Raw genomic sequence first — 25,254 nt, 5'->3', positions numbered from 1 at the left:
TGCGGGCGGCACGACAGGAGTGCTCGATGCTGCTCGGATTGTCCGCGCTCGGGGTGATCGTGGGAAGCGCGCTTCTGTTCGTGCGCCCGATGGCCCTGCGACGTGACCGGATCGCCCCGGATGCCGGCGACCGGCCCGATCGCGGGACGGCCCCGCCACCCGAGATCGACGCGGTGGAGGGGGAGTTGGACCGCGACTGTCTGCTGCGCCGCCCGCGCCGCAAGGTCGGCCCCCGCAGCACGCGTCCGTCCCGCCCCGCCCGGGTGCAGGAGGACCGCATCGCCAAGCAGTTGGAGCGGGGAACCCTGCCCGACTTCCTGCGCGATCCGAAGCCGGCCCGCCGAACGCCCCGATCATCGCCCGTGGAAGGGTCCCGCCCCGACCGGGCGACGCCCTCGCGGCCGGACCCGGCCACGGCGCCGCGGCCCGATCCCGCGTCCGTCGTCGCGGATGCCCGGATCCCCGGCTTCGATCCGGATGTCGACGTGCTCGAGATCGCGCTGACGCCGGGCGCGGCGGGGGCGGTCACCACGCGGACCACGCGCGACGGCCTGACCGTCCTGGTCGACGGCGAGGTGGTCGCGCATCTCGAAGGTCTGGACCGCCTGTCCCCCGGCAGCATCCGCCTGCGCGCCGCGTGACGCGGCCGCGTCTGTTCGAAGGCCCGGGCTGTGGGGAACTGGTGCCGCTGAAGGGACTCGAACCCCCGACCCCATCATTACGAATGACGTGCTCTACCAGCTGAGCTACAGCGGCACCGTGTGCGCGCCCTTAGCAGAGGGCTCCGGGGCGGGCCAGAGGAAATTCCGATCCATGCACGGGCGCGGCCCCCCCCACGTCGTCCCGCGCCCGGCGTTCCGGGTGTGCCCCCGCCCTGCGCGGCGGCCACCGCGGCGCATGTCCCCATTCGCGCCCTGTCTTTCCGGGTGGGGGGCGGCCCGTGATCCGACCACGCCGACCGCGGCGACCCCCCGTTCCGGGCCGGGGTGGGACATGCCATGGTCCGTTCGAAAGGATCCGGAACCGGGGACGCCCCGCACGGGTGCGCGCGACCCCTGCCTCCCCCGAATGGCCACGGCACGCAGCGGCCGGCGCATCGTCCCCGAGATGCCGGAACCTCCGCGCCCCGCGTCCCGCTCTCTCCAGCCTCCCCCGCGTCCGAACGGGGGACCGGCGCGGCCGATGGTTCAGCCGTGCAGGTCCACCGCTTCGGGAACCGTCACCGTCATGGCATGGAAGGCCGCCCGAAACCCCGCGCGTTCGGGCGAGCAGAGATAGGGACCGACGCGGACGGGTCCCGCCGGCGCGGGGGCCAGGCGGGCCATCGCCCAATCCCGGTCGTGGCTCGTCCGGTGCCGCAGCAGCACGGCATCGCCCGTGCGGATCGCCCGGACGTTCATCGGGCCATCCAGGGCGACGGGCTGCGCGGACCAGTCCGATGCGCCGTCGCGCGTCACGACCACCGACAGGTGCGGCACGCCGTCCGTATGCTCGACCCCGAACTTGATCCAGTCGCGCGGACCCACCCGCAGCATCAGCCCCGCCTGGTCATAGAGATGGCGGTACGCGCCGTCGAAGCGCAGGGTCGCCTCGAACGCGTCCGGCGCGTCCCGCAGCAGCGCATGACCGTCGTCGCGCCGGAACCCATAGAAGGTCCCCTGCCAGAAGTCCGTCCGATCGCCGGACGTGGCATGCAGGATTCCGTCGTCCTCCACGGAATGCGCCGCGGGCGGGTTCGACCACGTCCCCGCCCAGGCGCGGTCCGGCCCCGTCACATCCGCGACGTGCCCGCCGTGGTCGGCGTCTCGTCCTGGGGGGCGGGCGGCGCGTCGGCAGCCGGCAGGGTCACGGCCTCGTCGACGTCGCGGGTGGTGCCCACGACGGCCATGTTCGGCACCGTCCTGGGGGTCTGCGCCTCCGGCGGCGTGACCTTGGGCTCCCGGAAGGTCGTGTCGTCCCCGCCGCCGCCGGGCGCGTCCTGCGGCGCGGACGCCTCCCGTTCCGCGGCGGCCAGCGTGGGCGGCGGCGCGGGCACCTCGGCGTCCGGCTCCCCTTCGCCGATCAGCAGGGGCAGCATGTCGGTTGGCAGGGCCGCCGTCGCCGTCTCCGCGCGCGCCGGTTCGGTCCAGGTGAGCGAATCGAACGCGTCGCAGGACGTGCAGACCGGGACCCAGGTGCCGTGCACCGTGCCGCAATTGTCGCAGACCCATTGCGGCCCCCGCGACGCGCCCAGTGCCTTGGCCAGCCAGCCGCGGACCACGGCCTCCGACGCGCCCTCGCCCCGCTCGATGGCGGCCATCAGCGACAGGGACCGCGCCGTGGGATGCGTTTCCGCCAGCTTGCCCAGCGACCGGCGGGCGGCGGGGAAGTCCTCGGCGGCGAGGTGGAGCTCCGTTTCCAGCATCCGGGTCTCGGGCGCGTCGGGGTCGATCTTCAACAGCGCGCCGAACCGCTTGATCCGCTGCCCCGGCGTCTCGTCGGGCTCGATCCCGGCATAGGTGGCGGCCAGGTCGGGATGGTGGTGCTTGGTCCAGGCGGCGCGCAGGACCTTCGCGGCGCGGCGCTTCTCGCCGGCCTCGATGTGCATGCGCGCGGCCAGAACGGCGGCGGGCACCAGCTCGGGCGACAGACGGTTGGCCTCCAACGCCTCGGCGCGGGCCTCGTCGGGCTTTCCCGCGGCCAGCTTTGCGCGGGCTTCGGCCAGGCCCAGCACGGCCTCCCGGCGCTTGTAGACGTCCTTGGGCAGCGCGCCCGACTTCAGCTTGGCGGTCAGCACGCGGCGCGCGCCCTCCCAATCCTCCTGCCGGGCCTGCATCTTCAGCAGGGTGTCCTGCACCTCGCGGTGGCGGGGCTTCAGGGCGAACGCCTTCTCGGCCAGCTTCATGGCGGTGTCGGTATGCCCGGCCTCCAGCTCCTGGTGCAGCAGCCCGCGCACGCCCACGAACCGCGTCCGGTCGTTGCGCAGCAACCGCTTGTAGGCGTCCGAGGCCGTGTCCCGCTCGCCCGCCGCCTCCGCGGCCTGCGCGACCACGACGTCCGTGACCTCCGGCCGGTTCAGGTACTTCTCCGCCCGCTGCGCCTTCGTCGTGGCCTCCCGCGCCTCGCCGGCGGCGAGCGCGATGAGGCTGTCGGACAGCGCCTCGTAGCCCTTTCGCTCGCGCGACCGCGCGCGATACCGGTCGAACGCGTTCTCGTCGCCCGAAAGCCACCGGAAGAAGCCGACCAGCAATCCCAGCAGCTTGAACACGATCCACAGGACAACCAGGCCGATCAGCGCCGCGATCACCACCATCAGGGGCGACAGGACGTATTCGCTTCCCGCGAAGGTGATCAGCACCTCGCCCGACAGGGACAGGATCCACTGAACCCCATAGGCCAACGCCACGACGATCGCGACGAAGAGCAGGATCTTGAAAAGGGACCAAAGCATGCGTCGTCCTTAGCCGTCTGAGGAGGAGTTGGGGTCGGAGGAGGAAGCGGCGGACAGATAGTCCTGCAGCGCGGCCGTGGCCCGCACCCTGGTGTCCGCCCGCGCGATCCAATCGTCGAACGCGGCCCGCGGGCCGTCCGGCAGGGACCGGACCTCGTCCAGGGCCGCGGCCAGGTCGCCGCGGCGGATCGCGTCCTCCGCCCGGCTCAGGATGGCGTCGGCGTCGTTCCCTTCGCGCGGCTCGACGCTGCGCGCGCCCGTGGCGCGGGCCAGGAAGTTGCGGAACCCCGCCTCCTCCGTGGTCTCGGCCCGCGCGGTGCGGATCGCCTCGCGCGCCAGGGGCGGAAAGTCCTCGCGCAGGGCCTCCGCGTCGGGGACGCCCGCGTTGGCGCTGTTGTTCAGGACGACCGGAATGGACCCGCCCAGCGTCTGCAGCGATTCGGCGTACGGCACGCCGCCCGCCTGCACGGCCACGCGGATCTGGTTGATCGCGGCCTCCCGGGCCAGGGCCTCGGCTTCCGCCTCCACGTCGTTGGACAGCGTCTCGATCTCGGCCACGCGGGCCTCCGCGTCGGACAGGCGGGTCTCGACGGTGTCGCGAAGGGACGCGAACTCGTCGGACAGGGGGGCGATCCCCTCCACCTGCGCGGCCAGGTCGTCGACGCGGGCCACGGCCTCGTCCACCCGGCCACCCAGGTCGTCCAGCCGGGCGGTCATCTCGTCCAACCGGCCGGCCAGGCCGTCCGATCCCGCGCCCAGCTCGTCCAGCCGTCCGGTCACGGCATCCGCCCGCTCGCGCAGCTCGGCGATGGCGCCCTCGTTTCCGGCGATGCGCTCCAACTGGCTGGCGTTTCCTTCGACCGTCTGGGCCAGGCCGCTGAAGTCGCGCCCCTCCAGCGCGGCGATGCGCTCGTCCAGCGCGGTCTGGGCCTGGTTCAGCGGGGCCAGGTCGATCCCCTCGACCACGGACCCGTTGGCCGCGACCTGCGCTTCCAGCGCTTCCACCTCCGAGCGCAGGGCCGTGACCTGCTCGGCCTCCGCGAAGGCGGTGTCGTCGGTCAACAGGAAGGTCGGTATGGCATAGCCGATCGCCCCGGCGACCAGGCCGCCCAGCACGAGGGGCAGGAAGCCGGGTCCGGACCGCTCGGGCGCCCGCGGGGGCGGTGCGGCGGCGGGCACGGGGGACGAAGCCCCGCCGCCCGTCGGGGGCGCCCCGCCGCCCGATCCACCCGAAGGGCCCGTCGATCCGGACGCGTCCGAACCGGCGGCGCCCCTTCCGGGACCGCCCGACCCGGGGGCGTCCGCAGCCGTCCCGGCATCGGCGCCCTTTCCCGACGCCGCGGCAGCGGCGACCGACGTCTTCGCCACGGGCGGCACGGCCGTCACGGGCTTGGCGGGCGCGGCGCCCCCCGCGGTCGCGGGCGTGCCGGCGGCGGGGCCGGTCCCCGTCGCGCCACCGGCCGCATTCGCCGCACCGGCGGCCTTGACGGTCGCGCCGGCAGCCTTGTCGGTCGCGTCCTTCCCCGGCGCATCCGTCTTGGCCGCATCGCTCTTCGCGCCGCCCGCCTCCGGGCCATCCTTCGCCGTCCCGTCCGCCTTCGGGGCGTCCGTCTTCGCCGCATCCGCCTTCGCATCGTCCCGCTTGGCATCGTCCTTCGCGGTCCCGTCCGGCGTCGCGCCGTCCCGCCCGGCACCCTCGGGCGGCTTCGACGCGCCCGCTCCGGCCGCCGCGGGCTTCGACGCATCCTTCGCATCGTCCGGCCCGGACGCATTGGCGCCGCCCGTTTCCGACACGACGACGGCATCCTCGATCTTGTCGCCCGGCAGGGTCGTGGACTTCGGGTCGGGCGTGGATGCGGGCGCGTCGCCATCGGCCTTGGGCGTCGCCTGCGGCTTGGACGGACCGCCCCGGTTGCCGCCCCTGTTCGAAGTCGTCTTACGCGCCACCGCACTCTCCCCGTCCGCGCCGAACCGGCGTCTTCCCCGACCTAACTAGACCGACACCGCCGCCCCCTCAACCTAAACGCACGCGATGCCGCCCGATTCGTCCAACACGGACAGGATCGCGTCGCGCATCGCCGCCGCGTCGGGCGTCGCCGCGACGGCTGCCGCCGGAACGGGCAGCGCCGCCGCCGCGGCCGGGCTGATGGCCACCGCGCGCAGATGTGGCAGCGCCCCCTCCGGCACCGCCTCCGCCAACAGGCGCGCACTGCGCGGCGAGAAGACGGGCGCCACCACGTGTCCCGCGCGCAGCAGCGCCGCGGCCTCCGCCGTCAGCGGCAGGGGGCACGCCTCGTAGAGCACCGCCTCCGCCGCGCTCAGCCCGCGCGCCCGCAGGCCGGCCGCCACGCCGCCCCGGGCCTGCGCGCCGCGCACGTGGACCAGCGGCGGGGCGTCCGAGGGCACCAAGCGGACCAGGCCCGCCGCGTCCGCGGCCCACCCCCGCAGGTCGAACCCGGCCTCGCGCGCCAGCGCCGCCGTGCGGGGCCCCACGCACCAGCAGGGCAGGCCGACCGGCCCGCCCCCGGCGGTCCAGGCCCGCACCCCGTTCTGCGACGTGAACAGCACGGCGCGCGCGTCCCCCGGCGGGGTGGCGGTGAACGCGACCTTCAACAAGGGCGACAGCACGCAGGGCACGCCCAGATACGCCGCGAAGTGGCGCGCGTCGGCCAGGGGCCGCGTCAGCAGGACGGGTGGCGTGGACATGGGCGCGACCGGGGCATAGATCGCGGCGATGGTGCAAGAGCCCACGATCCTGGGGATCGAGACGTCGTGCGACGACACCGCCGCCGCCCTGGTGCGGGGGCGGGCGATCCTGTCCGACGTCGTGCTGCGGCAGGACGACCTCCATGCGGCGTTCGGCGGCGTCGTCCCCGAGATCGCGGCCCGCGCCCATGCCGAGAAGATCGACCTCGCCGTCCTGCGCGCCCTGTCGGACGCGGACCTGACCCTCGACGCGGTGGACGCCGTCGCCGTCACGGCGGGACCCGGCCTGATCGGGGGCGTCCTGTCGGGCGTGATGTGCGCCAAGGGCATCGCCGCCGCGCGCGGCCTGCCGCTCGTGGGCGTCAACCACCTGGCGGGACACGCCCTGACCCCGCGCCTGACCGACGCTGTGGCGTTCCCCTACCTCCTGCTGCTGGTATCGGGCGGACATTGCCAGTTCCTGCGCGTGGACGGCCCCACCGCCTTCGTTCGGCTGGGCGGCACGATCGACGACGCCCCGGGCGAGGCGTTCGACAAGGTCGCCCGCCTCCTCGGCCTGCCGCAGCCCGGCGGCCCCGCGGTGGAGGCCTGCGCCCGAAACGGCGCCCCCGGGATCCCCCTGCCCCGCCCCCTGCTGGACCGGCCCGGCTGCGACATGTCGTTCTCGGGGCTCAAGACCGCCGTGCTGCGCGCGCGCGACGCCGCGAGCGCCCGCGACGGGGGCCTGCGCATGTCCGTGCGGGCCGACCTGTGCAGCAGCTTCCAGGCGGCGGTGGCGGACATCCTGGCCGCCAAGACCCGCGCCGCCCTCCATGCCGCGCCGGGCGTCGGGGCGATCTGCGTGGCGGGCGGGGTCGCGGCGAACGGCGCCGTCCGCGACGCCCTGCGCGGGGCCACCGCCCTGCCCCTGATCGCCCCGCCCCTGGCGCTGTGCACCGACAATGCCGCGATGATCGCCTATGCCGGCGGCGTGCGCCTGGCGCTCGGGCTGCGCGACGGCATGGACCTGGCCGCCCGCCCCCGCTGGCCCCTGGACGGGGATGCCGCGCCCATGCTGGGATCGGGCAAGCGGGGGGCCAAGGCATGATCGGCGTCGTCGGCGCGGGCGCGTTCGGGACCGCGCTGGCCTGCGCCTGGGCGCAGGCCGGACGCGACGTCGTGCTGTGGGGCCGCGACGCCTCCGCAATGGACCGCGCCCAGGCCGATCGCGCGACGCCCCGCCTGGCGGACGTGGCCCTGCCCCCCCGCATCCGCTGCACCGGCGACGCGCGGGCCCTGCGGGGGGCCGAGGTGACCGTCCTCGCCCTGCCCATGCAGACCCTGGCCGGGGCCATCGAGGCGCTCGACCTGTCCCCCGCCGCCGCCGTCGCGGCCTGCAAGGGGATCGACCTGACCACCGGCCTGGGCCCCACCGCGATCCTCGCCCGCCGCTGGCCGGGGGCCGCCGTCGCGATCCTGTCGGGCCCGTCCTTCGCCGCCGACATCGCGCGCGGCCTGCCCACGGCCCTGTCGCTGGGCTGCGCGGACGACGCCGCGGCCAGGCGGATCCAGGACGTCCTGTCGACCCCCGCCCTTCGCCTCTATCGCGCCGCGGACGTCGCGGGGGTGGAACTGGGCGGCGCGCTCAAGAACGTCGTGGCCATCGCCTGCGGGGCCGCGATGGGGGCGGGCCTGGGCGAATCGGCCCGCGCCGCGCTGATGACCCGCGGCATGGCCGAGATGACGCGCCTGGCCACGGCCCTGGGCGCGCAGGCGGACACGCTGTCGGGCCTGTCGGGCCTGGGCGACCTGGCCCTGACCTGCGCCAGCCCGGGATCGCGCAACTTCGCCCTGGGCCACGCCATCGGCGCCGGCGCCCCGCGGCCGGACGCCACCACCGAAGGCGTGGCCACCGCGACCGCCGCCCTGGCGCTAGCCCGCCGTCACGGGATCGACCTGCCCATCACGCGGGCCGTGGCGGACCTTGCCGCCGGGCGCGCGGACGTGACAGACGCGATGGACGCCCTGCTCTCCCGCCCGCCCACCACGGAGTGACGACCCCCATGATGACCGTCCTGATCTGCCACGACAAACCCGGCCACCTCCAGGTCCGCATGGACAACCGCGAAGCGCATCTGGATCACCTGAACGCCGATCCCCTCGTGCGCCAGGCCGGCCCCTTGGTGAACGCGGCGGGCGAGATGGCCGGCAGCCTGATCGTGTTCGACACCCCCGACCGCGCCCATGTCGAGGCCTGGGCCGCCGCCGATCCCTACGCGAAGGCGGGCCTGTTCGACAGCGTGCGGATCGAGTCCTGGAACCGGGTCGTCGACAGGTGAGGCACTGGCTCTTCAAGTCCGAACCCTCCGTCTGGTCCTGGGACGATCAGGTCGCGAAGGGCGACGCGGGCGAGGAATGGGACGGCGTGCGCAACTATCAGGCGCGCAACGTCATGCGCGAGATGGCGCTGGGCGACCGCGGCTTCTTCTACCATTCGCAGGACCAGCGGGCCGTCGTCGGCATCGTGGAGGTCTGCGCCGAAGCGCACCCCGACAGCACCGCGGACGACGACCGCTGGGACTGCGTGGACATCCGCGCCCTCCGCCCCGTCGCCACGCCCGTCACGCTGGCCCGGATCAAGGCCACCGACGGGCTGGGGGACATGGCCCTCATCCGTCAGAGCCGCCTGTCGGTTCAGCCCGTGACGCCCGACGAATGGCGCATCGTCTGCGCCCTGGCCGGGGTCGACCCGTGACCGCGGGCGACGACCGCGTCATCGTCGCGCTCGACGTCCCCCACGCCCTGGCGGGGCTGGAGATGGCCGCCCGGCTGGGCGACGCGGCGACCTTCTACAAGGTCGGGCTGGGCATGTTGACCGGCGGCGGCCTGGCGCTGGCGAACGAGCTGAAGGACGAGCACGGCAAGCGCACCTTCCTCGACATGAAGCTGTTCGACATCGGCGCCACGGTGGAGGCCGCGGTCCGCGGGCTGGCCGCCTTCGGCCACGACCTCCTGACCGTCCACGGCGACCCCTACGTGGTGGGGGCCGCGGCCCAGGCGAAGGGCGACACGCGCATCCTGGCCGTCACGATCCTGACCTCGCTCGACCGCGCCGATCTGGACGCGGCCCTCATGCGGCCGGGCGAGGTGGCCGATCTGGTGGTGGACCGCGCCGGGCGCGCCTTCGACGCGGGCGCCGACGGCGTGATCGCCTCCCCCTGGGAGGCCGCCGCGATCCGCGCCCTGCCCGAAGCGGCGGGTAAGCTCGTCGTCACCCCCGGGGTGCGTCCCGCGGGCGCTGATGCGGGCGACCAGAAGCGCATCGCCACGCCCCGCGCGGCGCTGGAGGCGGGCGCCGACCACGTCGTCATCGGACGCCCGATCCACGCCGCCTCCGACCCGGTCGCGGCGTTGCGCGCCGTGCTGGCGGACCTGCCCTAGGGGATCGGTCGGGGAACGCCCCCGGTCGGGCGACCGCCGCCGCGAATCGCAAACCTGTCCGACGCGGAGCAGACGCAGCGCAGACGCGACGCAGACGGGCGTCGTTGCGGCCCAGTCGGCGCGGCGCGACGTGCCGCCGGTGCCCGGCGGACCGCTCGGACCCCTCGTTCCATTGATCATCGTCCCGGTTGCGTCGCGGCCCGCTCCGGCCCAAACTGATCGCGACGGAAGGGTCCCACGGCACACGGACCGGAGAACCCTTCGCCGCAGCGCGGCATGACCGATGGGTGCGATCGGCGGCGGCGCGGGGGGTGCAGGTCAGTTCCCCAGGTCTTCCTCCGTGTCCAGCATCACGCCGGTCGGCGCCTCCTCGATCTCCGCCTCGCCGGGATCGAGCGCGAAGCCGAACAGCGACACGGCCAGGATCGCGATCACGCCCACCCCGACCCAGATGCCCCACGCGCCGCGGCGGGACCGTTCGGGCGGGGTGCGGCCGACCTTTTCCTCGGTCACGTGGCACCGCCCGACAGCAGCAGGAACGCCAGCAGGATGACCACGACGGCCACGACCGCCCCGATCAGCAGCGTGCGCGACTTGCCGTCCTTCGGCGTCTCGACGCCCGCGGGGGCGGTGCCGCTGGCGCCCGCCGCCGCATGGGGCGTGGGGTTCATGGTCGCGTCGGACGCGCGCTCCTGCGCGGTCTCCGGGCGGTACGTGTCGTCGGTGTCGTTCGGCCCGGCGGGATGGGTCCGGTCCTCCGGCGCGTCGGCCTCCACGGGCGTGGTGGTTCCGGGCTGGGTGGTGCGGGTCGGATCGGCAGGCATGGCGGACCTCCTGGAAGGGGGCGGGAAGCGGGATCGGGGCGGCCCCACCCCGGGCGCCGCCCCTTGGCCCTGGGCCAGCCACCGGGACGATCTGATCCCGGCGACCCGACGCCACGGGACACCCCCTGACGGGGGGTCCCGAATGGGCTATGGACGGTGAACGCGCCGCGCGGCGCGCCCGTTCCAACCCGCCCGCACCAGCCCGAAGGACCGGTCCGATGCCCGCCCTCTGCCGCGCCTGCCTGAACGCCTTCGGCGGCGGGACCCGCTGCCCGACCTGCGCCTCGCCCCGCGTCACGACCCACCCGGAGCTGTGGGACCTGTCCATCGCCCACATGGACTGCGACGCCTTCTATGCCAGCGTCGAGAAGCGCGACCGCCCCGACCTGGCCGACAAGCCGGTGATCATCGGCGGCGGACGACGCGGCGTCGTGTCCACCTGCTGCTACGTGGCGCGCATCCGGGGCGTGCGCTCCGCGATGCCCATGTTCCAGGCCCTGCGCCTGTGCCCCGACGCCGTCGTCATCAAGGGCCGCATGTCGCTTTATGTCGAGGTCAGCCAAGCCATCCGCGCGATGATGGAGGACCTGACCCCCGCCATCGAGCCCCTGTCGCTGGATGAGGCGTTCCTCGACCTGACCGGCACCGCCAAGCTGCACGGCGCCCCGCCCGCCGTGATGCTGGCCGGGCTGACGAAGCGGATGCGCGACGAGCTCGGCATCACCGGCTCCATCGGCCTGTCGCACAACAAGTTCCTCGCGAAGATCGCATCCGACCTCGACAAGCCCAACGGCTTCTCCGTGATCGGGCGGGCGGAAACGGACGCGTTCCTCGACCCCAAGCCCGTATCCCTGATCTGGGGGGTGGGTGCGGCGGGCCGCGCGTCGCTGGAACGCGCGGGCATCCGCACGATCCACGACCTGAAGCGCTGGTCCCGCCGCGACCTGGCCGACCGGTTCGGATCGACCGGCGACCGGCTGTGGCATCTGGCGCGGGGCCTGGACGCCCGCCCGGTCAAGCGCGACCGCATCCCGAAATCCATCAGCAAGGAGACGACGTTCGGCGACGACACCCACGACGCCGACATCCTGGACGGCCATGTCTGGCGCCTGGCGGAGCAGGTCAGCGCGCGCGCCAAGGCCAAGGGCCTCGCGGGCCGGACCGTGACGCTGAAGCTGAAGCGGGCGGACTTCCAGCTTCTCACGCGCCGCACGGGGCTGCCGGAACCCACGCAGATGGCCGACCGCATCTATCGCACAGCCCGCGCGCTGCTGGGCGCGCAGGGGCCCCTGGCGGACATGCGCCTGATCGGGGTGGGCCTGTCCGACCTGACCCCCGCCGACCGCGCCGACCGCGTGGACGACCTGCTCGACCCCGGCGCCGCCCGCCGCGCCCGCGCCGAACGCGCCACCGACGCCATCCGCGGCCGCTACGGCGACGATGCGATCATCAAGGGACGCGCGCTGCGATAGATGGCCGGCGCGCGCGGACTACCAGAGCAGCTTGGTAAGTTCTTGGAAAACCTTTCGCGTCCAGCCGACCTTCAACGATAGACGCTTGTTACGTTCGAGCCAGCGAAAGATCGCGGTCGCGGCGTCATCCGTGATGATTCCGCGGTCAGCCAAGCAATTCAGAAGCGCCTCTATGTGCCTGATCGCCTTGTTAGTCAGGTCTTTGATATCCTTCAGGACGTTGCGGTCCACTTCCCACTGATCGCCCGGTCTACACATGCGCTTGGGGCGGGTCGCGCCTTCTCTCGCCGTGCGCTTGATCATCAGCCAAAGGGTGCCGATCAGGTCCTTGAGGTGGTGGGCGCAAGGCCCAAGCGCACCCTCGTATGCCGCAAGCAAAGCTTCGAGCTCTCCTACGGCGTCGCGCACCATCCGTTCGGCTTGCGACGCCATCGCGGCGATCTCGTCTATGGCCTTCGGCACGACCGCCACGGTCACCGTTGCGGCCGCGCAAAGCGCGGTCCAGACCCATAGCGCCTGCTGCACCCCCGCGAGCGCCTCGAACAATGCGGCGGCAAGACCGACCAAGACCGGTAAGGCCGCGGCGCCGTTGACCATATCGTGCGACGTGGTTTGCGCCAGATGAGTCCAGACGGGCTTCCGGTAAGAGACGTTGCCCTGCCGCAACGCCAGCAGGCGGGTGCGGGCTTGGACAATGCATTGCGGCGACGTCCCACGCGCCACGGACTCGGGCGATAGCCGGCCCGCATTCGCACGGATCGGCGGGCCGTCCCAACGGGCGGTTCCCTGATCCAGCGCCGGCGCCAAGCTCGCTAGCGCGGTTTCCAAGTCGCGCATCTTTGCGTCCACGTGGCCCACCACCTGACGCCCCGCGATGCCGTCGACCGTCAGCCCTGTGGATCGCTGCAGCGCGGTGACGATCCCGTCCATCTCGCGCCCATAGGCGCCGTCGAACCCGCCGCCGGGGATGGTCGAGCGCGGCATGTGGTGGCCCATCGCGTTCAGCCCGACCTGCAGGCGGCGCACGGCCTCGCCCCGCGACCCGCGCTTCAAGGCCGGACGGCTCGCCGCCGCCGCCTGGAGCCCTTCGACGCCCGAGAAGTACCTGCTCGCCAATGCCATCCGCCCGGACCTTTCCTTTTGGAAACGCGCGGAAGCTACCGCGCGAGGACTGGGCCGGGCAAGGCGGGGTATCCTTACCTAATCCCCCGCCTCAGCGCGCACTGCGCTTCGTCGTCAGGTACAGGTTGGTCTCCGACCGGGTGACGCCGCGCAGGCGTTCGATGCGCCACAACAGGTCGTCGAACGCGGCCAGATCCTCCGTCCCGATCTCGCAGATCAGGCCCCAGCGCCCGGCCGTCGTGTGGATCGCCCGCACCTCCGGCATGCGGTCCAGGCTGGCCGTGACCTCTGGCATCAGCCGACCCTGCAACTCGATCATCACGATGCCGCGGACCGGCGCGGGCGCGGCCGCATCGCGCAGGACGACCGTGAACCCCTCGATCGTGCCGTCGCGTCGCAGCCTGTCCATCCGCGAAGCCACCGCCGCCCGGCCCAAGCCCAACGCCCCCGCCAGCTTCGCCACCGGCATCCGCCCGTCGTGGCGCAGCAGCGCGATCAGCCTACGGTCCGTATCGTCCATCTTGCGCCCCGTCCGCCGTCGATATGTCCGGTCTGGCACGCAGGATGACACATCTGCATGGTTCCCCGCCAGCGGTCCGAGGGCGATACGGGCGGACATGACCGATATCACACTTCTCGGCCTGCCCGTCGGCGAGGGCGCGGGCATCGCCGGCTGCGCGATGGGCCCCGCCGCCCTTCGCACCGCCGGCCTGCCCCGCGCCCTGCGCGACCTGGGCCACGCCGTGACCGACCGGGGCGACCTGGCACCCGTGTCCATCGGCGCCCCCGCGCACCCGAACGCGGCCATCCACGACCTGGGCGCCTGTTTCGGCTGGCTGGACGCCGCACGCGCCATGCCCCGCATCGACGGCACGGCCGTCTTCCTGGGCGGCGATCACTTCATGGCTGCCTGCACCGTGCCCGCCATGGCCGCGCGGGCGGCGGACCGCGGCCGCCCCCTGCACGTGCTGTGGCTGGACGCGCATAGCGACTTCCACGACCTGGGCAGCACCGACAGCGGCAACCTGCACGGCACGCCCGCCGCCTATGCCACCGGACAGTCGGGGTTCGACGCCTTCCCACCCCTGGGTCACGCCGTCGCGCCGGAGGACGTGCTGATGCTGGGCCTGCGATCGGTCGATGCCCAGGAACGCACTCGTCTGGGCCAGGCGGGGGTACGCGTCCACGACATGCGCGCGGTGGACGAGGACGGCGTCGCGGCTCCCGTCCGCGCCTTCCTGGACCGCGCCGCGCGCGCCGGGGCGGACGTCCACGTCTCGCTCGACGTCGACTTCCTGGATCCCGCCATAGCCCCCGCCGTGGGCACCACCGTCCCGGGCGGCGCGACCTTCCGCGAAGCGCATCTGGTGATGGAGCTGTTGCACGAATCCGGCCTGGTCACGTCGCTCGACCTGGCCGAGTTGAACCCCATGCTGGACGAGCATGGCCGTACCGCGCGGGTGGCCGTCGACTTGGCCGCCTCGCTCTTCGGCAAGACCGTGCTCGACCGCCAGACCCGAAGGATCTGACATGACCGCCCCCACCTCCGTCACGCTCCCCGCCCCGGTCACGCCCCCCGAACCGTCCGAACTGGCCTACGTCCCGTTCGTGTCCGTCCACGACATGATGGCCCTGGTCCGGTCCCGCGGCATCGAACGGACCATCGCCGCCCTGGCCGACCGGATCGAGGATTGCTTCCGCCGCTGGCCCGATTTCCACCGCGTCGCCCGGGTCCCCAGCCATTCGCGCGACGGCGTGATCGAGCTGATGCCGACATCCGATGGGGACCATTACGGGTTCAAATACGTCAACGGCCACCCGGCCAACATGGCGCGCGGCTATCAGACCGTGACGGCCTTCGGCGTGCTGGCCCGCGTCGACACCGGCTATCCCGTGCTGCTGTCCGAGATGACGGTGCTGACGGCGCTGCGGACGGCGGCGACGTCCGTGGTGGCGGCGAAGCACCTCGCCCCGAAGGACGCCACCGTCATGGGCATGATCGGCGCGGGCGCGCAGTGCGAGTTCCAGGCCCTGGGCTTCCACCACGTCCTGGGCATCCGCGAGATCCGCCTCCACGACGTCGACCCCGCCGCCACCGCCAAGGCCGCGCGCAACCTCCAGGGCACGGGCCTGCGCGTCGTGGAATGCGCCACGCCGGAGGATGCCGTCGCCGGCGCGCAGATCGTGACGACCTGCACCGCCGACAAGCGCAACGCCACCGTCCTGTCGGACAACATGGTGGGCGCGGGCGTCCACCTGAACGCCATCGGCGGCGACTGCCCCGGCAAGACCGAGCTGGCCCGCGACATCCTCCTGCGCGCCGACATCTTCGTGGAGCACCCCGAGCAGACCCGGGTGGAGGGCGAGATCCAGCAGCTCGATCCCGACCATCCCGTCACCGAGCTCTGGCGCGTCGTCACCGGACAAGCCCCTGGGCGCACGGGGCGCGACCAGATCACGCTGTTCGACTCCGTGGGCTTCGCGGTGGAGGACTTCGCCGCCCTGACGTGGGTCCACGACGCCGTGCGGGACGGCGCCGCCCACGAACGCCTGGACCTCTTGGCCGACCCCGACGACCCCCGCGACCTGTTCGGCATGCTGATGCGGTCGGGCTAGGGCGATGCCCGTCCCCGGATCACTCGGCCGCGACGGCCCCCGTGCCGCGCCCCCCCGCGAGGTGCGCCGCGACCCGCGCTACGGCCTCCGTCAGCAGGTTGCGCATCGCGGCGAAGTCGGGATGCACCTCCAGCGTCGCCTCGTCCATGTAGAGCGCGCGATCCAGCTCGATCTGGATCACGTGCCGCCCCCGGTCGGGCGCGCCGTAGGTCTGCGCGATGTACGCCCCCGCGAAGGGCGCGTTGCGCGCGACCCGGAACCCCAGATCCGCCAGCGCCGCCTCCAGGGCGTCGACGATGCGCGCGTGGCACGACGCGCCGAACCGGTCGCCCAGCACCACCTCCGGCGGGCGACCCCGGGCCGACGTGCCCTCGATCGCCTCGTGCGGCATGGAATGGACGTCGAGCAGCACCGCCTGCCCGAACGCCGCGTGGGCGGCATCCATCAGCGCGGCCAGCTGCGCGTGGTACGGGCGCCAAACGGCGTCGATCCGGGCGCGCGCCTCCGCCCGGGTGATCTTGCCGCGATAGATCGCGCGCCCCTGCGCCACGACGCGCGGGATCACCCCCAGGCCGGACGAGATACGCGGGTTCATGCCCCCCCGCGGCACGTCGTGGACCAGGGCGGGGTCCAGCTCCTCCGGCGCGCGGTTCAGATCGAGGTACGCGCGCGGCACGGTCGCGGCCAGCAGCGGCACGCCCAGCTGCGGCACGTTCTCGAGCAACAGGTCGACGAAGGCGTCCTCCGACGAGCGGATGCCCTGACGGTCCAGCACCGTGGCGGCCAGGAACGGGTCCCCGTAATCGCGCCCCGAATGCGGCGAAGCGACCACCAGCGGCGCGGTCTGGCGCGCCGGCATCGTCAGCCGGAAGGGGGGTGGTGACATGGGCGCGCGCCTTCCCGATTGCGTGCGGATATAGGCCGATCCGGACCCTGCCGAAAGCCCCCTTGCACGCCCGTGCGATTGGATCTATCCGACGCGCCACCAATGCACGGACGGCATCGCGGGTTCCGCGGGTCCGCCCGCGCGGCGGGGCGATTAGCTCAGCGGTAGAGCACTTCGTTGACATCGAAGGGGTCACAAGTTCGAACCTTGTATCGCCCACCATCACCGCCCCCAGGGGCACGCAAGGTCCAGTCCCCCGCCGGGACGCGACGCAACCAGCAAGGCGCATCGCCGCGCCGCGAACAGAATGGGAGACGGCCATGAAGGTCCGCAACTCGCTCCGCTCGCTCAAGCAGCGCCACCGCGATTGCCGCGTCGTGCGCCGCAAGGGCCGGGTCTACGTCATCAACAAGACCCAGCGCCGGTTCAAGGCCCGCCAGGGCTGAAGACCCGCGCGCACGCGTGACGGGCCGCCCTCCGGGCGGCCTTTTGCGTTCGGGGTCGGGGAATGCTCCGCGCCGCTACGGCATCCGCGCCGCGACACCCGCGCGCGGCCCGACCCTCGCAGGGACCGCTATGGGATACGCCCGTTCGCGTGCGATCCACGTGATCCCGGACCGGCGCTCCCGATGTTCCGGAAGACCTTGGGGGCGATCCAGGGCGCCGCGCCCGCCGCCACCGGCGCGGCCGTCCTTTCCGCCAGCGATGCCGTCCAGCAGGCGGAGGAGGTGGCCGGCGACGAAGCCCGGACCACCTCCGACTGGTGCGCGGCACGCGGCGCGCGAGGGGGACGTGTGGCAGGAGGCCAAAGGCGAGCAACAGGACCCCTATGGGGGTGTTCGCGGTGTGGATCCTGCTCTTCGAGGATTCCGATCCGCTGGAAAGCCATGCCGCCTTCGCGGAGATCGTCACCCCTGCGCCGAAGCGCTCGCCCCGACGCAGTTCACCGTCGGCTACTCGGTTCTCACGGAGGCGGCGAACATCCCTGCCGATAGTCCGATGTACGACGGGGAGGTCCCAGCCGCGCCGGGCGACCCACGCTCCGACAGGCATCCGATGCCCTCGGCCCGCTCGTCCCGGACGCCCTTCGATCCATCCGTTTCGACCAGGCGTCCCCGGCCGAAGGCGCGCCAGGATGTCGGGCGCGGCTTCCGCCGTCCCTCCGTCGCGAAACGCGACCGAAGCGCTCTACACCTTTATCGCAGGAACGCCCCCCGACCGTACACGTCCCCCGCCACGACCACCCGACGAGGTGGCCCCCGCCCATCCTTACCCTTCGCTAACCTTCCCCTGCCATGACCTCCGCCATGCGCGCACTGATCCTCCTCGCCCTCGCGGGCCTCGCCGCCTGCAACCCGCAGCGCAACCCGCTCAGCCTGCAGGCGCCCGTCGTCTACGACCCCGACGGGGTGCTGCCCTATCTCGGGCGGACCTACACCTACATCTGCACGGACGGCCGCGTCGTCGGCGCCCGCTATGCAGGCGAGGAGCGCGTGCAGCTGACCATCGACGGCCGCGTGGCCGTGCTGCGGGGCCTCGACGGGCCGCGATACCCGTTCGACAGCCGCGACCACCGGCCCGATCGCGCGGCCTATGGGCGCGACGACCTGAACTGGTATCGCAGCGGGGCGGAGGCGATCCTGGAAAGCGGCGCCATCACCACCCCCTGCCGCGTCACGCCCGCGGCCCTGGTCCAAGGTGCCCCGTCGGCGAACGGTCCGGGTCTTGACGTTCCGCGCCGCGACGGCCTACCCGGGAAGCTGTGAAGACCTCGTCACCCAAGCACCTGGCCCAGTTGCTGGACGAACTGGCCCCCGCCCTGCGCCGCCTGCAGGGGGCGGGCGCCGCGCGGGCGCCGCGCGTGGTCCTGATGGCGCGGCTGTCGGACGACGGGCCGGCCACCATGCGCGACCTCGCCCGGGCGCTGCACGTCTCGCCCCAGGCGGTGACGGGCCTCGTGGACGTGCTCGAAGCCGACGGCCTGGTCACGCGCGAACGCCACCCGACCGATCGCCGCAAGACCCTGATCCGCCTGAACGACCATGCGGCCGAACAGCTGCGCGACGCCCGTGCCCAGCGGACCCAGACCCTCGCCGCCCTGTTCGACGACCTGTCCAAGTCCGACCGCGCCGCCTTCGCCAAGGTCTGCCGCGCCGTCCTGGACAAGCTGGGCTGACGGTCGCCGCACGGTCGTCCCCCCGCGCCCGACCGCCTCGCCCCGGGGCCCGCCCATTCAGGCGACGGCGAACACCGCGGCCCCGGTCGCGTCCCGCAGGGCGGCGGGCGGTGCGGCGAACACCGCGTCGGGCGCGCCCGCGGCGGCCCAGACCACCTCGTGCTCCAGCAGCGACGCGTCCATCCACGCCCCGATGGGGGCCAGATGCCCGACCGGCGACACGCCCCCGATGGCGAAGCCCGTCTCCGCCCGCACCCGCTTGGGATCCGCGCGCGACAGCCCTTCGCCCACCGCCGCCGCCGCGCGGTCCAGGTCGACGTCGTGCGCGCCGGACACGAGCAGCAGGACCAGCCGCCCGCTGCTCCGCCCCTCGAACACCATCGACTTGACGATCTGCGCGACCGCGCAGCCACAGGTGGCCGCCGCCTCCGCCGCCGTGCGGGTCGATGCGGGCATCCGCACGACCCGCGTCGGCAGCCCCAGCTCGGCCAGCGCCCGCTCGACGCGTGTCACGCTTCCCGACATGGCCCCACCACGCGTCGCCCCGAAACGATCCTAGACGGCGGCGCGCCCCTCCGCCAGCAGCGCCGCCACGTCCAGCGGATCCGTCACCATGGCGAGGGATCCGTCGGGGTGCCGGGGCCAGTCCGCCTCCGCGCGATCCCGGTACAGCTCCAACCCGTTGCCGTCGGGATCGTCCAGGTACACCGCCTCCGACACGCCGTGGTCGGACGCGCCCGTCAGCGGATGGCCCGCATCGGCCAGCCGCGCCACCGCCCGGCCCAGCGCGGCCCGGTCCGGATACAGCAGCGCAAGGTGGAACAGCCCCGTATGTCCCGGCGGCGGGGGCGTGCCACCGCGCGATCCCCACACGTTCAGGCCCAGATGGTGGTGATAGCCGTCGAAGGACAGGAACGCCGCCTGCCGCCCGATCCGCGCCGTGACCCGCATCCCGATCGGCCCGGTATAGAACGCGACCGCCCGGTCCAGGTCGGCCACCCGAAGGTGGCCGTGCCCCAGCCGGGCGCCGGGCACGCCCCCGGTCACGCCTCCTGTCACGCGGACGGGTCCGCCGTGGTGCGCAAGTACGGGAAATGCGTCTGGTACGTCCCGAACTTGGCCGTCGCGTCGTCGTCGCTGACCGTGGCGGGGATCACCACGTCGCGCCCGCGCTCCCAGTTGGCGGGCATGGCGACGCCGTGCTTGGCCGCGGCCTGCAACGCATCAACCGCGCGCAGGACCTCGGCGAAGTTGCGGCCCACGTTCATCGGATAGGTCATGGACAGCTTCAGCTGCTTGTCCGGCCCGATGACGTAGACCGACCGGACGGTCGCCGTGTCGTTGGGCGTGCGTCCGTCGGGCAGGTACGCATCCGCGGGCAGCATGTCATAGGCCTTGGAGATCTCCAGCGACGTGTCCGCGATGATCGGGAAGGTCGGTTCGGCGCCCCCGAACGTCTCGATGTCGCCCTTCCAGCGGCGGTGGCTTTCGGCGTCGTCGATCGAGATGCCGATGACCTTCACCCCGCGCTGCTCCCATTCCTGGCGCAGTTGCGCCACGGCCCCAAACTCGGTCGTGCAGACGGGGGTGAAGTCCTTCGGGTGGCTGAACAGGATGGCCCAGCTGTCCCCGATCCAGTCGTGGAAGCGGATGGGCCCGTCGCTCGTCTCGGCTTCGAAGTCGGGCACGGTCTGGTTGATGCGAAGCGACATGGTGGTTTCTCCCCGGGTGGCGTCGTCTGTCGACGACCGATCTAGGCGGACCGTTCGGAATGCGGAAGGTCGCCGGCGGAAAGCGGGACGCCGTTTCGTCCTGCACGATCCGACCGGTCCGGGCGTCCCGCGAAACGCCGGGCGCACGGAACGCCCACGGACGGCAACCCCGGCGCGACGCGCGGTGCCGATGCGCCCGCGCGTATGCACGGGGGCGCAGGACCGATCGCGCAGCGCCGGGCCGGTCCGGGGGACCGTTCCGAGGTCCGAAGCGCGGGTCGCACGGGCGGCCCGCTGGACCACCCCCCGCACGGAACGCCGCCGCGACGCAACCCCGGCGCAACGTACGGTGCCAATATGCCGAAACGTATGCACGGGGGGTGCACGGGGGGTGTACGGGGGGTGTACGCCGATTTCGGCCCGTTTTATTTCGCTAGAATTGCGCGGGAACCGTGAAACGCATGACCTTCTCGGTGACGGGGTGGGCGAACTTCAACCCTTCCGCATGCAGCATCAGCCGTTCCATATGCGGCATGCCCGGCGTGGCGTAGAACGGATCCCCCAGGATCGGATGCCCGATCGCCTGCATGTGGACGCGCAGCTGGTGGCTCCGCCCCGTGCGCGGCATCAACCGCATCCGGGTCTCGGAATCCTTTGATTCCAGTACCTTCCAGTCCGTGACGGCCGGCTTCCCGCGCTCGTGGTCCACGTGCTGCAAGGGCCGGTTCTCCCAATCCACGATCAGCGGTAGGTCCACGGTTCCCTTGGCCTCCGCGACCCGGCCATGGACCCGCGCGACGTAGCGCTTCGCCACCTTGCGCGTCTCGAACAGCCGGCCCATCCCCCGCTGCCCCGCCTTCGTCAGCGCGAACACCATCACCCCCGACGTGTCCCGGTCCAGCCGGTGGCACAGCAGCACCTCCGGCTCGGATTCCTGCAATCGTGTCAACAAGCTATCGGCCAGATGCGCCCCCCGGCCCGGCACCGACAGAAGCCCCGCGGGCTTGTCCACGACCAGCAGATCGGCGTCTCGGTGGACGACCGGGATGGGACCCGTGGGCGGGTCGTACCCTTCGGAATGGCGCGGCGGCATCAGGGCGTCACGACCAGGCCGTCCCGCGCGACCAGCACCTGGCCCGCGAAGTGCGGCCGCACGGCGTCCAGCCAGTCCGCCACCCCGATGGCGGGATCGTCGGCGGGCACCAGATGATGCAGCACCAACCGCCGCACCCCCGCCCGCGCGGCCAGCCGGGCCGCGTCCGCGGCTTCGGTGTGAGACCGCACGATATGCTGCTTCAGCCTTGTCCCGTTGGCCGTCCGCGCCACCAGCCGGTCCACGCCCGCCTCCAGCATGGCCTCGTGGACCAGCACGTCGGCCCCACGCGCGAGATCGATCAACGGGGGATGATACGCCGTGTCCGCACTGAAGCAGACCGACCACGACGCCCCGTCGAACCGCCACCCGAAGCAGTCCGTCACCGGAGGGTGATCGACGCGGAGGGTCCGTGCCGCGATGCCGCCGAGGTTTACCGATCCTTCATCGTACTCGCGGATATCGACCAGCGCGGCCAGATCCGGCCGCCCTTCGTCGTCGATCCGCAACGCCACGTCGAACGCCAGCGACGAGAGGAAACCATCCCACAGCGCGGCCGTGCCCCGCGGTCCCCACACCGTGACCGGCGTGGCCAGCCCGGACGTCCAGGCGGTATGGATCAACGGCCCCAATTCCAGGCAGTGATCGGAATGGAGGTGCGTCAGGACGATCAGGTCCAGATCCCGCAGGTCCATACCCGTATCGACCAACCCCCGTGTCACGCCCAGGCCGCAATCGACCACGATCCGCCGCCCGTCCAGGCACAGCAGGGACGCGGTGGGGTTGGGCCCGCCCGGACGGATCGCGGGGCCGCCCTTCGATCCCAGGATCACCAATCTGTCGCCTGCCGTCATCGCCGGTCCCGTCCTCGCGGGACGTCCCTATCGGACGGCCGCCGTCGCGTCCAACGGAACCGCCCCCGCCATCCCCCGTTGAGTCCCGGCACCACCCCCACACCCGGAGTCCCCCGAATGCGCCGCGCCCTTCCCGCCCTTCTCGCCCTTCCCCTCCTGATCGCCAGCCCCGCCACAGCCGAAAAGGTGGGCGAGGTCGGCGTCGACTGGGTCGGCAACGACATCGTGATCGAGGCCATCGCCGATCCCAAGGTCGAGGGCGTGACCTGCCACGTCGCCTATTTCGACCGCTCCGTCCTCGACCGCCTGAGCCAGGGCAACTGGTTCGAGGATCCGTCCAACGCGTCGATCGCGTGCCGCCAGACGGGCCCAATCCGCGTGGGCGACATCGACACGTCCGAGGACGGGGAGGAGGTGTTCCGCGAACGCCGGTCCATCGTGCTGAAATCGTTGCGGATCAAGCGCATCTACGACGAGGCGAACCAGACCCTGATCTATCTCGCCCACGCCCGGGAATTGACGGAAGGGTCCGCCAAGATGTCCGTCTCGACGGTCCCCCTCTATGGTGCGCAACTGGCGAACTAGGCCGCGACGGCATCGTCCACCGGACCCAGCGCGTGCTGCCGGATCAGGTGGCGGTAGAGACCTATCCCAAGCCGGGATTGATGCCCCGACTGCGCCTCGCCGTCGATCTCGCCCCACCCCCGGTGGTCGCGATCCATGCGCGCGATGCGGAAGCCCGCGCCGATCTCGTCGCATGCGGCGAACGCGTCCAGCCGGGCGACGGCGTCCTCGTCCGCATCAGACATCAGGAGCATCGCGGCGGCCACGTCCCCCCGCCCGATGCGGCCCCGCAATTGGTGCAACTGGGCCAAGCCGAAGCGATCGGCGTCCAGCACGATCATCGCGTTCGCGCGCGGCACGTCGATGCCCGACTCCACGATGGTCGTGGACACCAGCACCTCCACCTCGCCGCGGGCGAAGCGCAGCATCCGCTCCTCCAACTCGTCCTCTGGCAACTGGCCATGCACCACGGTCAGCGCTTCCGCGTCGAGCCCGTCCCGCAGGGCCGCCTCCACGTCCGCCAGCCCCTCGATCCGAGGGCACACGACGAAGACCTGTCCCCCACGGTCCCGCTCGACCGCCACGGCCTCGCGCAGGGCGTCCAGGCAGGTGGTGCGCACCGTCGTCTCGGTGGCCTTGCGCGCACGGGGCGGCGTCGCCAGGACCGACACGGCCACCAGCCCGATCTCGGCGGCCGCCAGCGACCGTGGGATCGGCGTGGCGGTCATCGACAGCACGTGGCAACCGGGGCACAGAGCGCGCAGCGCCTGCTTGTCGTCCCGGCCCAGGCGCTGCTCCTCGTCGATCACGACCAGACCCAGGCCATCGAACAACACGTCGTCCGACAGCACGGCGGTGGTGCCCACGATCACCTGCGCCGTGCCGTCCGCGATGGCGGCGAGGGCGGCGTCCCGGTCGTCCGTCAAGCGCGACAGTTCCACGACCGCTATCCCCGCGGCCCCCAACCGCCGGGACAGCGTGTCGAAATGCTGACGCGCCAGGACGGTGGTGGGGGCGGCCAGCAGCGCCTGGCGTCCGGACAGGGCGGTGGCGGCGAGGGCGCGCAGGGCCACCTCCGTCTTGCCGAAGCCCACGTCCCCGATCAGCAGGCGATCCATGGGCACGTCTTGCGCCATGTCGTCCAGCACGGCCTCGATCGCGCGGACCTGATCCTCCGTCGGCTCGAACCGGAAGCCGTCGACCACGGCCTGCAGGCCATCGGGGTCGCGGGGAACCGGATGCGCCTCATGGGACCGCCGCGCCCGATCCTCGGCCATCAGCGCGTCCACCGCCTCGCGCAGCTCGGCGATCATCGCATCGCGATGCCGGATCCAGTCGCCTGCCTTCAGCCGGTCAAGCGTCACCTCCGCCGCGGGGGCGCCATAGGCCCAGAAATCCCGCCCTTCCCGCGCAGGCACCTTCAGCCGTCCGTCGTCGCGATAGGTCAGCGCCGTCAGCTCGTGCACGGCACCGTCCACCTCCAACCGTTCGATGCCGTCGTAACGGGCGAGGCCATGCTCGAAGTGCACGACGGCGTCGCCGGGCTTCAATGCATCGCGACCGAACAGGAGGTCGTGGTCGCGGGGGTCGATGGGTGCGGGGGTCATCGCGGGGCGCTCCAGGGCCGGGGGGACCCAGGCGAACGCGGTTCGGGGTCGATTCGGTTGCATGGTAGCCGGGAGCGAGATCGCCGCAGGCGCCCGCGTGCCGAACCGGCCGCGCCCCTAGCCCGCCAGCAGGCGGTCCCGCAGGCGGCGACCCAGGGACGGAATGGGTGCGGAACCGTCACCGACCACCAGGCAGATGCAGTCGGGTCCGTCCTCCGCCACGGCGCGGTGGTCCGGGTCGCGCAGGGCGACCACGTCGCCGCGACCATAGCGATCCGCCCCGATGCGGAACCCGCCCTGCAGCACCAGCGCCGTGCGGTCCTCGTCCACGGCGGGCACGACCACGCCCCCGGGGATCGCCATCAGGCAACCCCCCCCGTCGACGTCATGGTCCAGGGCCACCTCCCGGCGTCCCAGACCGCAGGAGGTCCAAAGCAGATCGGCCGCATCCCCGCCCAGACGCTCGCGCAGCGGCCGGGGTAGGACGGCGTCGGGCATGGGCACCTTGCGTCCGGGATCCACCGTTTCCTCCGGGGGAAGGCCGCCGATGCGCCGCAACACCCCCTCGAAGCTGTCGTGGCGCAGGGGGGCGATCTGCTCGCGCGCCAGAAGCGCCCCGCCCATCGCCTCGAACACGCCCAAGCGCACGCGCGCGTCGTCGTCCAACGACACCGCGCAGGCGGCCAGCAGGTCATAGACGGCCGGCAATCCGCCGGCGGCATAGCCCAGCAGGATCTCGTCGCCGATCGGATGGGTCACGGACATCGCACGC

The 25,254-nt window shown here is 72.8% G+C and carries 29 protein-coding genes and 2 tRNA genes; 14 read left to right on the top strand and 17 right to left on the bottom strand.

Features of this window, described 5'->3' with window-relative positions:
- Nucleotides 1-26: 26 nt before the first annotated feature.
- Nucleotides 27-641 carry a hypothetical protein gene (locus tag P0084_RS15560; RefSeq protein WP_308917792.1) on the top strand — a complete coding sequence of 205 codons (615 nt, stop codon included), beginning with the start codon at nt 27-29 and terminating at the stop codon, nt 639-641.
- Nucleotides 642-680: 39 nt separating this feature from the next.
- Here P0084_RS15560 and P0084_RS15555 read toward each other — a convergent pair.
- From P0084_RS15555 to P0084_RS15535, 5 genes are all read right to left on the bottom strand, one after another.
- Nucleotides 681-756 (bottom strand) — tRNA-Thr (locus P0084_RS15555).
- 431 nt (nt 757-1,187) lie between these two features.
- Complete coding sequence (locus tag P0084_RS15550) at nt 1,188-1,775, bottom strand: DUF1349 domain-containing protein (RefSeq protein ID WP_308917791.1); 588 nt, start codon at nt 1,773-1,775, stop codon at nt 1,188-1,190.
- Entirely contained in the window at nt 1,772-3,430 is a 1,659-nt protein-coding gene (locus P0084_RS15545) for a heme biosynthesis protein HemY (protein ID WP_308917790.1), read from the bottom strand. Before P0084_RS15545 ends, P0084_RS15550 begins: the two co-directional genes overlap by 4 nt.
- A gap of 9 nt (nt 3,431-3,439) precedes the next feature.
- Entirely contained in the window at nt 3,440-5,377 is a 1,938-nt protein-coding gene (locus P0084_RS15540) for a COG4223 family protein (RefSeq protein ID WP_308917789.1), read from the bottom strand.
- 72 nt (nt 5,378-5,449) lie between these two features.
- Complete coding sequence (locus tag P0084_RS15535) at nt 5,450-6,136, bottom strand: uroporphyrinogen-III synthase (RefSeq protein WP_308917788.1); 687 nt, start codon at nt 6,134-6,136, stop codon at nt 5,450-5,452.
- A 28-nt stretch (nt 6,137-6,164) separates the two neighbouring features.
- Here P0084_RS15535 and tsaD point away from each other — a divergent pair, with 28 nt between their 5' ends.
- Genes tsaD through pyrF form a run of 5 tightly spaced genes read left to right on the top strand, consistent with a single transcriptional unit; the run spans nt 6,165 to nt 9,556 of the window.
- On the top strand, nt 6,165-7,223 hold the full coding sequence (gene tsaD, locus P0084_RS15530) for a tRNA (adenosine(37)-N6)-threonylcarbamoyltransferase complex transferase subunit TsaD (protein WP_308917787.1): 1,059 nt from the start codon (nt 6,165-6,167) through the stop codon (nt 7,221-7,223).
- Nucleotides 7,220-8,170, top strand: a complete 951-nt coding sequence (locus P0084_RS15525) for an NAD(P)H-dependent glycerol-3-phosphate dehydrogenase (RefSeq protein WP_308917786.1) — start codon at nt 7,220-7,222, stop codon at nt 8,168-8,170. Before tsaD ends, P0084_RS15525 begins: the two co-directional genes overlap by 4 nt.
- Nucleotides 8,171-8,178: 8 nt before the next feature.
- A complete protein-coding gene (locus tag P0084_RS15520; RefSeq protein ID WP_308917811.1) occupies nt 8,179-8,454 on the top strand; it encodes a YciI family protein in 276 nt (91 codons plus the stop codon).
- Nucleotides 8,451-8,870, top strand: a complete 420-nt coding sequence (locus P0084_RS15515; RefSeq protein ID WP_308917785.1) for an EVE domain-containing protein — start codon at nt 8,451-8,453, stop codon at nt 8,868-8,870. The genes P0084_RS15520 and P0084_RS15515 overlap by 4 nt, the downstream gene beginning before the upstream one ends.
- Complete coding sequence (gene pyrF, locus P0084_RS15510; RefSeq protein WP_308917784.1) at nt 8,867-9,556, top strand: orotidine-5'-phosphate decarboxylase; 690 nt, start codon at nt 8,867-8,869, stop codon at nt 9,554-9,556. Before P0084_RS15515 ends, pyrF begins: the two co-directional genes overlap by 4 nt.
- A 318-nt stretch (nt 9,557-9,874) precedes the next feature.
- Here the strand turns inward: pyrF and P0084_RS15505 are convergent, their stop codons facing one another.
- Both P0084_RS15505 and P0084_RS15500 read right to left on the bottom strand, forming a co-directional pair.
- Nucleotides 9,875-10,069, bottom strand: a complete 195-nt coding sequence (locus P0084_RS15505) for a hypothetical protein (protein ID WP_308917783.1) — start codon at nt 10,067-10,069, stop codon at nt 9,875-9,877.
- Entirely contained in the window at nt 10,066-10,380 is a 315-nt protein-coding gene (locus P0084_RS15500) for a hypothetical protein (RefSeq protein WP_308917782.1), read from the bottom strand. The genes P0084_RS15505 and P0084_RS15500 overlap by 4 nt, the downstream gene beginning before the upstream one ends.
- Before the next feature lie 218 nt (nt 10,381-10,598).
- On the opposite strand from P0084_RS15500, the gene P0084_RS15495 reads away from it, so the two are divergent.
- Nucleotides 10,599-11,852, top strand: coding sequence for a DNA polymerase IV (locus P0084_RS15495; RefSeq protein WP_308917781.1), 1,254 nt, complete (start codon nt 10,599-10,601; stop codon nt 11,850-11,852).
- 18 nt (nt 11,853-11,870) lie between these two features.
- Here P0084_RS15495 and P0084_RS15490 read toward each other — a convergent pair whose 3' ends face one another.
- Both P0084_RS15490 and P0084_RS15485 read right to left on the bottom strand, forming a co-directional pair.
- Nucleotides 11,871-12,878, bottom strand: a complete 1,008-nt coding sequence (locus P0084_RS15490; RefSeq protein ID WP_308917780.1) for a peptidoglycan-binding domain-containing protein — start codon at nt 12,876-12,878, stop codon at nt 11,871-11,873.
- A gap of 187 nt (nt 12,879-13,065) precedes the next feature.
- Entirely contained in the window at nt 13,066-13,494 is a 429-nt protein-coding gene (locus tag P0084_RS15485; protein ID WP_308917779.1) for an Lrp/AsnC family transcriptional regulator, read from the bottom strand.
- Between the two features lie 97 nt (nt 13,495-13,591).
- On the opposite strand from P0084_RS15485, the gene rocF reads away from it, so the two are divergent.
- Together rocF and P0084_RS15475 are read left to right on the top strand one after the other, a co-directional pair.
- Nucleotides 13,592-14,503 carry an arginase gene (rocF, locus tag P0084_RS15480; protein ID WP_308917778.1) on the top strand — a complete coding sequence of 304 codons (912 nt, stop codon included), beginning with the start codon at nt 13,592-13,594 and terminating at the stop codon, nt 14,501-14,503.
- Nucleotide 14,504: 1 nt separating this feature from the next.
- On the top strand, nt 14,505-15,590 hold the full coding sequence (locus P0084_RS15475; RefSeq protein WP_308917777.1) for an ornithine cyclodeaminase: 1,086 nt from the start codon (nt 14,505-14,507) through the stop codon (nt 15,588-15,590).
- Between the two features lie 19 nt (nt 15,591-15,609).
- Here the strand turns inward: P0084_RS15475 and P0084_RS15470 are convergent, their stop codons facing one another.
- The gene (locus P0084_RS15470; protein ID WP_308917776.1) at nt 15,610-16,476 is read right to left on the bottom strand and encodes an N-formylglutamate amidohydrolase; all 867 of its coding nucleotides are present in this window, start codon (nt 16,474-16,476) and stop codon (nt 15,610-15,612) included.
- A 147-nt stretch (nt 16,477-16,623) separates the two neighbouring features.
- Here P0084_RS15470 and P0084_RS15465 point away from each other — a divergent pair.
- The 4 genes from P0084_RS15465 to P0084_RS15450 all read left to right on the top strand — a co-directional run bounded on the left by P0084_RS15465 (nt 16,624) and on the right by P0084_RS15450 (nt 18,652).
- Nucleotides 16,624-16,698, top strand: a tRNA-Val gene (locus tag P0084_RS15465).
- 98 nt (nt 16,699-16,796) lie between these two features.
- Complete coding sequence (gene ykgO, locus P0084_RS15460; protein WP_010141322.1) at nt 16,797-16,922, top strand: type B 50S ribosomal protein L36; 126 nt, start codon at nt 16,797-16,799, stop codon at nt 16,920-16,922.
- Between the two features lie 861 nt (nt 16,923-17,783).
- Entirely contained in the window at nt 17,784-18,242 is a 459-nt protein-coding gene (locus tag P0084_RS15455; RefSeq protein ID WP_308917775.1) for a hypothetical protein, read from the top strand.
- Complete coding sequence (locus P0084_RS15450; RefSeq protein WP_308917774.1) at nt 18,239-18,652, top strand: MarR family winged helix-turn-helix transcriptional regulator; 414 nt, start codon at nt 18,239-18,241, stop codon at nt 18,650-18,652. The genes P0084_RS15455 and P0084_RS15450 overlap by 4 nt, the downstream gene beginning before the upstream one ends.
- 57 nt (nt 18,653-18,709) lie before the next feature.
- On the opposite strand, the gene P0084_RS15445 is transcribed toward P0084_RS15450, so the two are convergent.
- The 5 genes from P0084_RS15445 to P0084_RS15425 form a co-directional block, all read right to left on the bottom strand.
- Nucleotides 18,710-19,165 carry a YbaK/EbsC family protein gene (locus P0084_RS15445; RefSeq protein ID WP_308917773.1) on the bottom strand — a complete coding sequence of 152 codons (456 nt, stop codon included), beginning with the start codon at nt 19,163-19,165 and terminating at the stop codon, nt 18,710-18,712.
- Between the two features lie 42 nt (nt 19,166-19,207).
- Nucleotides 19,208-19,699, bottom strand: a complete 492-nt coding sequence (locus P0084_RS15440; protein WP_308917772.1) for a VOC family protein — start codon at nt 19,697-19,699, stop codon at nt 19,208-19,210.
- Between the two features lie 8 nt (nt 19,700-19,707).
- Entirely contained in the window at nt 19,708-20,364 is a 657-nt protein-coding gene (locus P0084_RS15435) for a peroxiredoxin (RefSeq protein ID WP_308917771.1), read from the bottom strand.
- A gap of 433 nt (nt 20,365-20,797) precedes the next feature.
- Nucleotides 20,798-21,457 carry an RluA family pseudouridine synthase gene (locus tag P0084_RS15430; protein WP_308917770.1) on the bottom strand — a complete coding sequence of 220 codons (660 nt, stop codon included), beginning with the start codon at nt 21,455-21,457 and terminating at the stop codon, nt 20,798-20,800.
- A complete protein-coding gene (locus tag P0084_RS15425; RefSeq protein WP_308917769.1) occupies nt 21,457-22,311 on the bottom strand; it encodes an MBL fold metallo-hydrolase in 855 nt (284 codons plus the stop codon). The genes P0084_RS15430 and P0084_RS15425 overlap by 1 nt, the downstream gene beginning before the upstream one ends.
- 117 nt (nt 22,312-22,428) lie before the next feature.
- Between P0084_RS15425 and P0084_RS15420 the strand changes: the two genes are divergently transcribed.
- On the top strand, nt 22,429-22,896 hold the full coding sequence (locus P0084_RS15420) for a CreA family protein (protein WP_308917768.1): 468 nt from the start codon (nt 22,429-22,431) through the stop codon (nt 22,894-22,896).
- Here the strand turns inward: P0084_RS15420 and P0084_RS15415 are convergent.
- Both P0084_RS15415 and P0084_RS15410 read right to left on the bottom strand, forming a co-directional pair.
- The gene (locus tag P0084_RS15415) at nt 22,893-24,482 is read right to left on the bottom strand and encodes a helicase-related protein (protein ID WP_308917767.1); all 1,590 of its coding nucleotides are present in this window, start codon (nt 24,480-24,482) and stop codon (nt 22,893-22,895) included. The two genes, P0084_RS15420 and P0084_RS15415, sit on opposite strands and share 4 nt — an antisense overlap.
- Before the next feature lie 117 nt (nt 24,483-24,599).
- On the bottom strand, nt 24,600-25,247 hold the full coding sequence (locus P0084_RS15410) for a cupin domain-containing protein (protein WP_308917766.1): 648 nt from the start codon (nt 25,245-25,247) through the stop codon (nt 24,600-24,602).
- Nucleotides 25,248-25,254 lie beyond the last annotated feature (7 nt).

It is taken from the genome of Jannaschia maritima (assembly GCF_030973515.1).
GTDB lineage: Bacteria > Pseudomonadota > Alphaproteobacteria > Rhodobacterales > Rhodobacteraceae > Jannaschia > Jannaschia maritima.
Note: the sequence above shows the minus strand (reverse complement) of the source record. Positions and strands in the feature narration are given on the sequence as shown.

Bases quoted from the DNA above. Each gene is read 5' to 3' on its own strand.
- P0084_RS15430 (WP_308917770.1), bottom strand. From the start codon at position 21,457: ATGCCGCCGCGCCATTCCGAAGGGTACGACCCGCCCACGGGTCCCATC.
- P0084_RS15525 (WP_308917786.1), top strand. From the start codon at position 7,220: ATGATCGGCGTCGTCGGCGCGGGCGCGTTCGGGACCGCGCTGGCCTGC.
- P0084_RS15425 (WP_308917769.1), bottom strand. From the start codon at position 22,311: ATGACGGCAGGCGACAGATTGGTGATCCTGGGATCGAAGGGCGGCCCC.
- P0084_RS15435 (WP_308917771.1), bottom strand. From the start codon at position 20,364: ATGTCGCTTCGCATCAACCAGACCGTGCCCGACTTCGAAGCCGAGACG.
- P0084_RS15560 (WP_308917792.1), top strand. From the start codon at position 27: ATGCTGCTCGGATTGTCCGCGCTCGGGGTGATCGTGGGAAGCGCGCTT.
- ykgO (WP_010141322.1), top strand. From the start codon at position 16,797: ATGAAGGTCCGCAACTCGCTCCGCTCGCTCAAGCAGCGCCACCGCGAT.
- P0084_RS15535 (WP_308917788.1), bottom strand. From the start codon at position 6,136: ATGTCCACGCCACCCGTCCTGCTGACGCGGCCCCTGGCCGACGCGCGC.
- P0084_RS15545 (WP_308917790.1), bottom strand. From the start codon at position 3,430: ATGCTTTGGTCCCTTTTCAAGATCCTGCTCTTCGTCGCGATCGTCGTG.
- P0084_RS15420 (WP_308917768.1), top strand. From the start codon at position 22,429: ATGCGCCGCGCCCTTCCCGCCCTTCTCGCCCTTCCCCTCCTGATCGCC.
- P0084_RS15415 (WP_308917767.1), bottom strand. From the start codon at position 24,482: ATGACCCCCGCACCCATCGACCCCCGCGACCACGACCTCCTGTTCGGT.
- P0084_RS15455 (WP_308917775.1), top strand. From the start codon at position 17,784: ATGCGCGCACTGATCCTCCTCGCCCTCGCGGGCCTCGCCGCCTGCAAC.
- P0084_RS15495 (WP_308917781.1), top strand. From the start codon at position 10,599: ATGCCCGCCCTCTGCCGCGCCTGCCTGAACGCCTTCGGCGGCGGGACC.
- tsaD (WP_308917787.1), top strand. From the start codon at position 6,165: ATGGTGCAAGAGCCCACGATCCTGGGGATCGAGACGTCGTGCGACGAC.
- P0084_RS15475 (WP_308917777.1), top strand. From the start codon at position 14,505: ATGACCGCCCCCACCTCCGTCACGCTCCCCGCCCCGGTCACGCCCCCC.
- P0084_RS15520 (WP_308917811.1), top strand. From the start codon at position 8,179: ATGATGACCGTCCTGATCTGCCACGACAAACCCGGCCACCTCCAGGTC.
- P0084_RS15470 (WP_308917776.1), bottom strand. From the start codon at position 16,476: ATGTCACCACCCCCCTTCCGGCTGACGATGCCGGCGCGCCAGACCGCG.
- P0084_RS15500 (WP_308917782.1), bottom strand. From the start codon at position 10,380: ATGCCTGCCGATCCGACCCGCACCACCCAGCCCGGAACCACCACGCCC.
- P0084_RS15410 (WP_308917766.1), bottom strand. From the start codon at position 25,247: ATGTCCGTGACCCATCCGATCGGCGACGAGATCCTGCTGGGCTATGCC.
- P0084_RS15485 (WP_308917779.1), bottom strand. From the start codon at position 13,494: ATGGACGATACGGACCGTAGGCTGATCGCGCTGCTGCGCCACGACGGG.
- rocF (WP_308917778.1), top strand. From the start codon at position 13,592: ATGACCGATATCACACTTCTCGGCCTGCCCGTCGGCGAGGGCGCGGGC.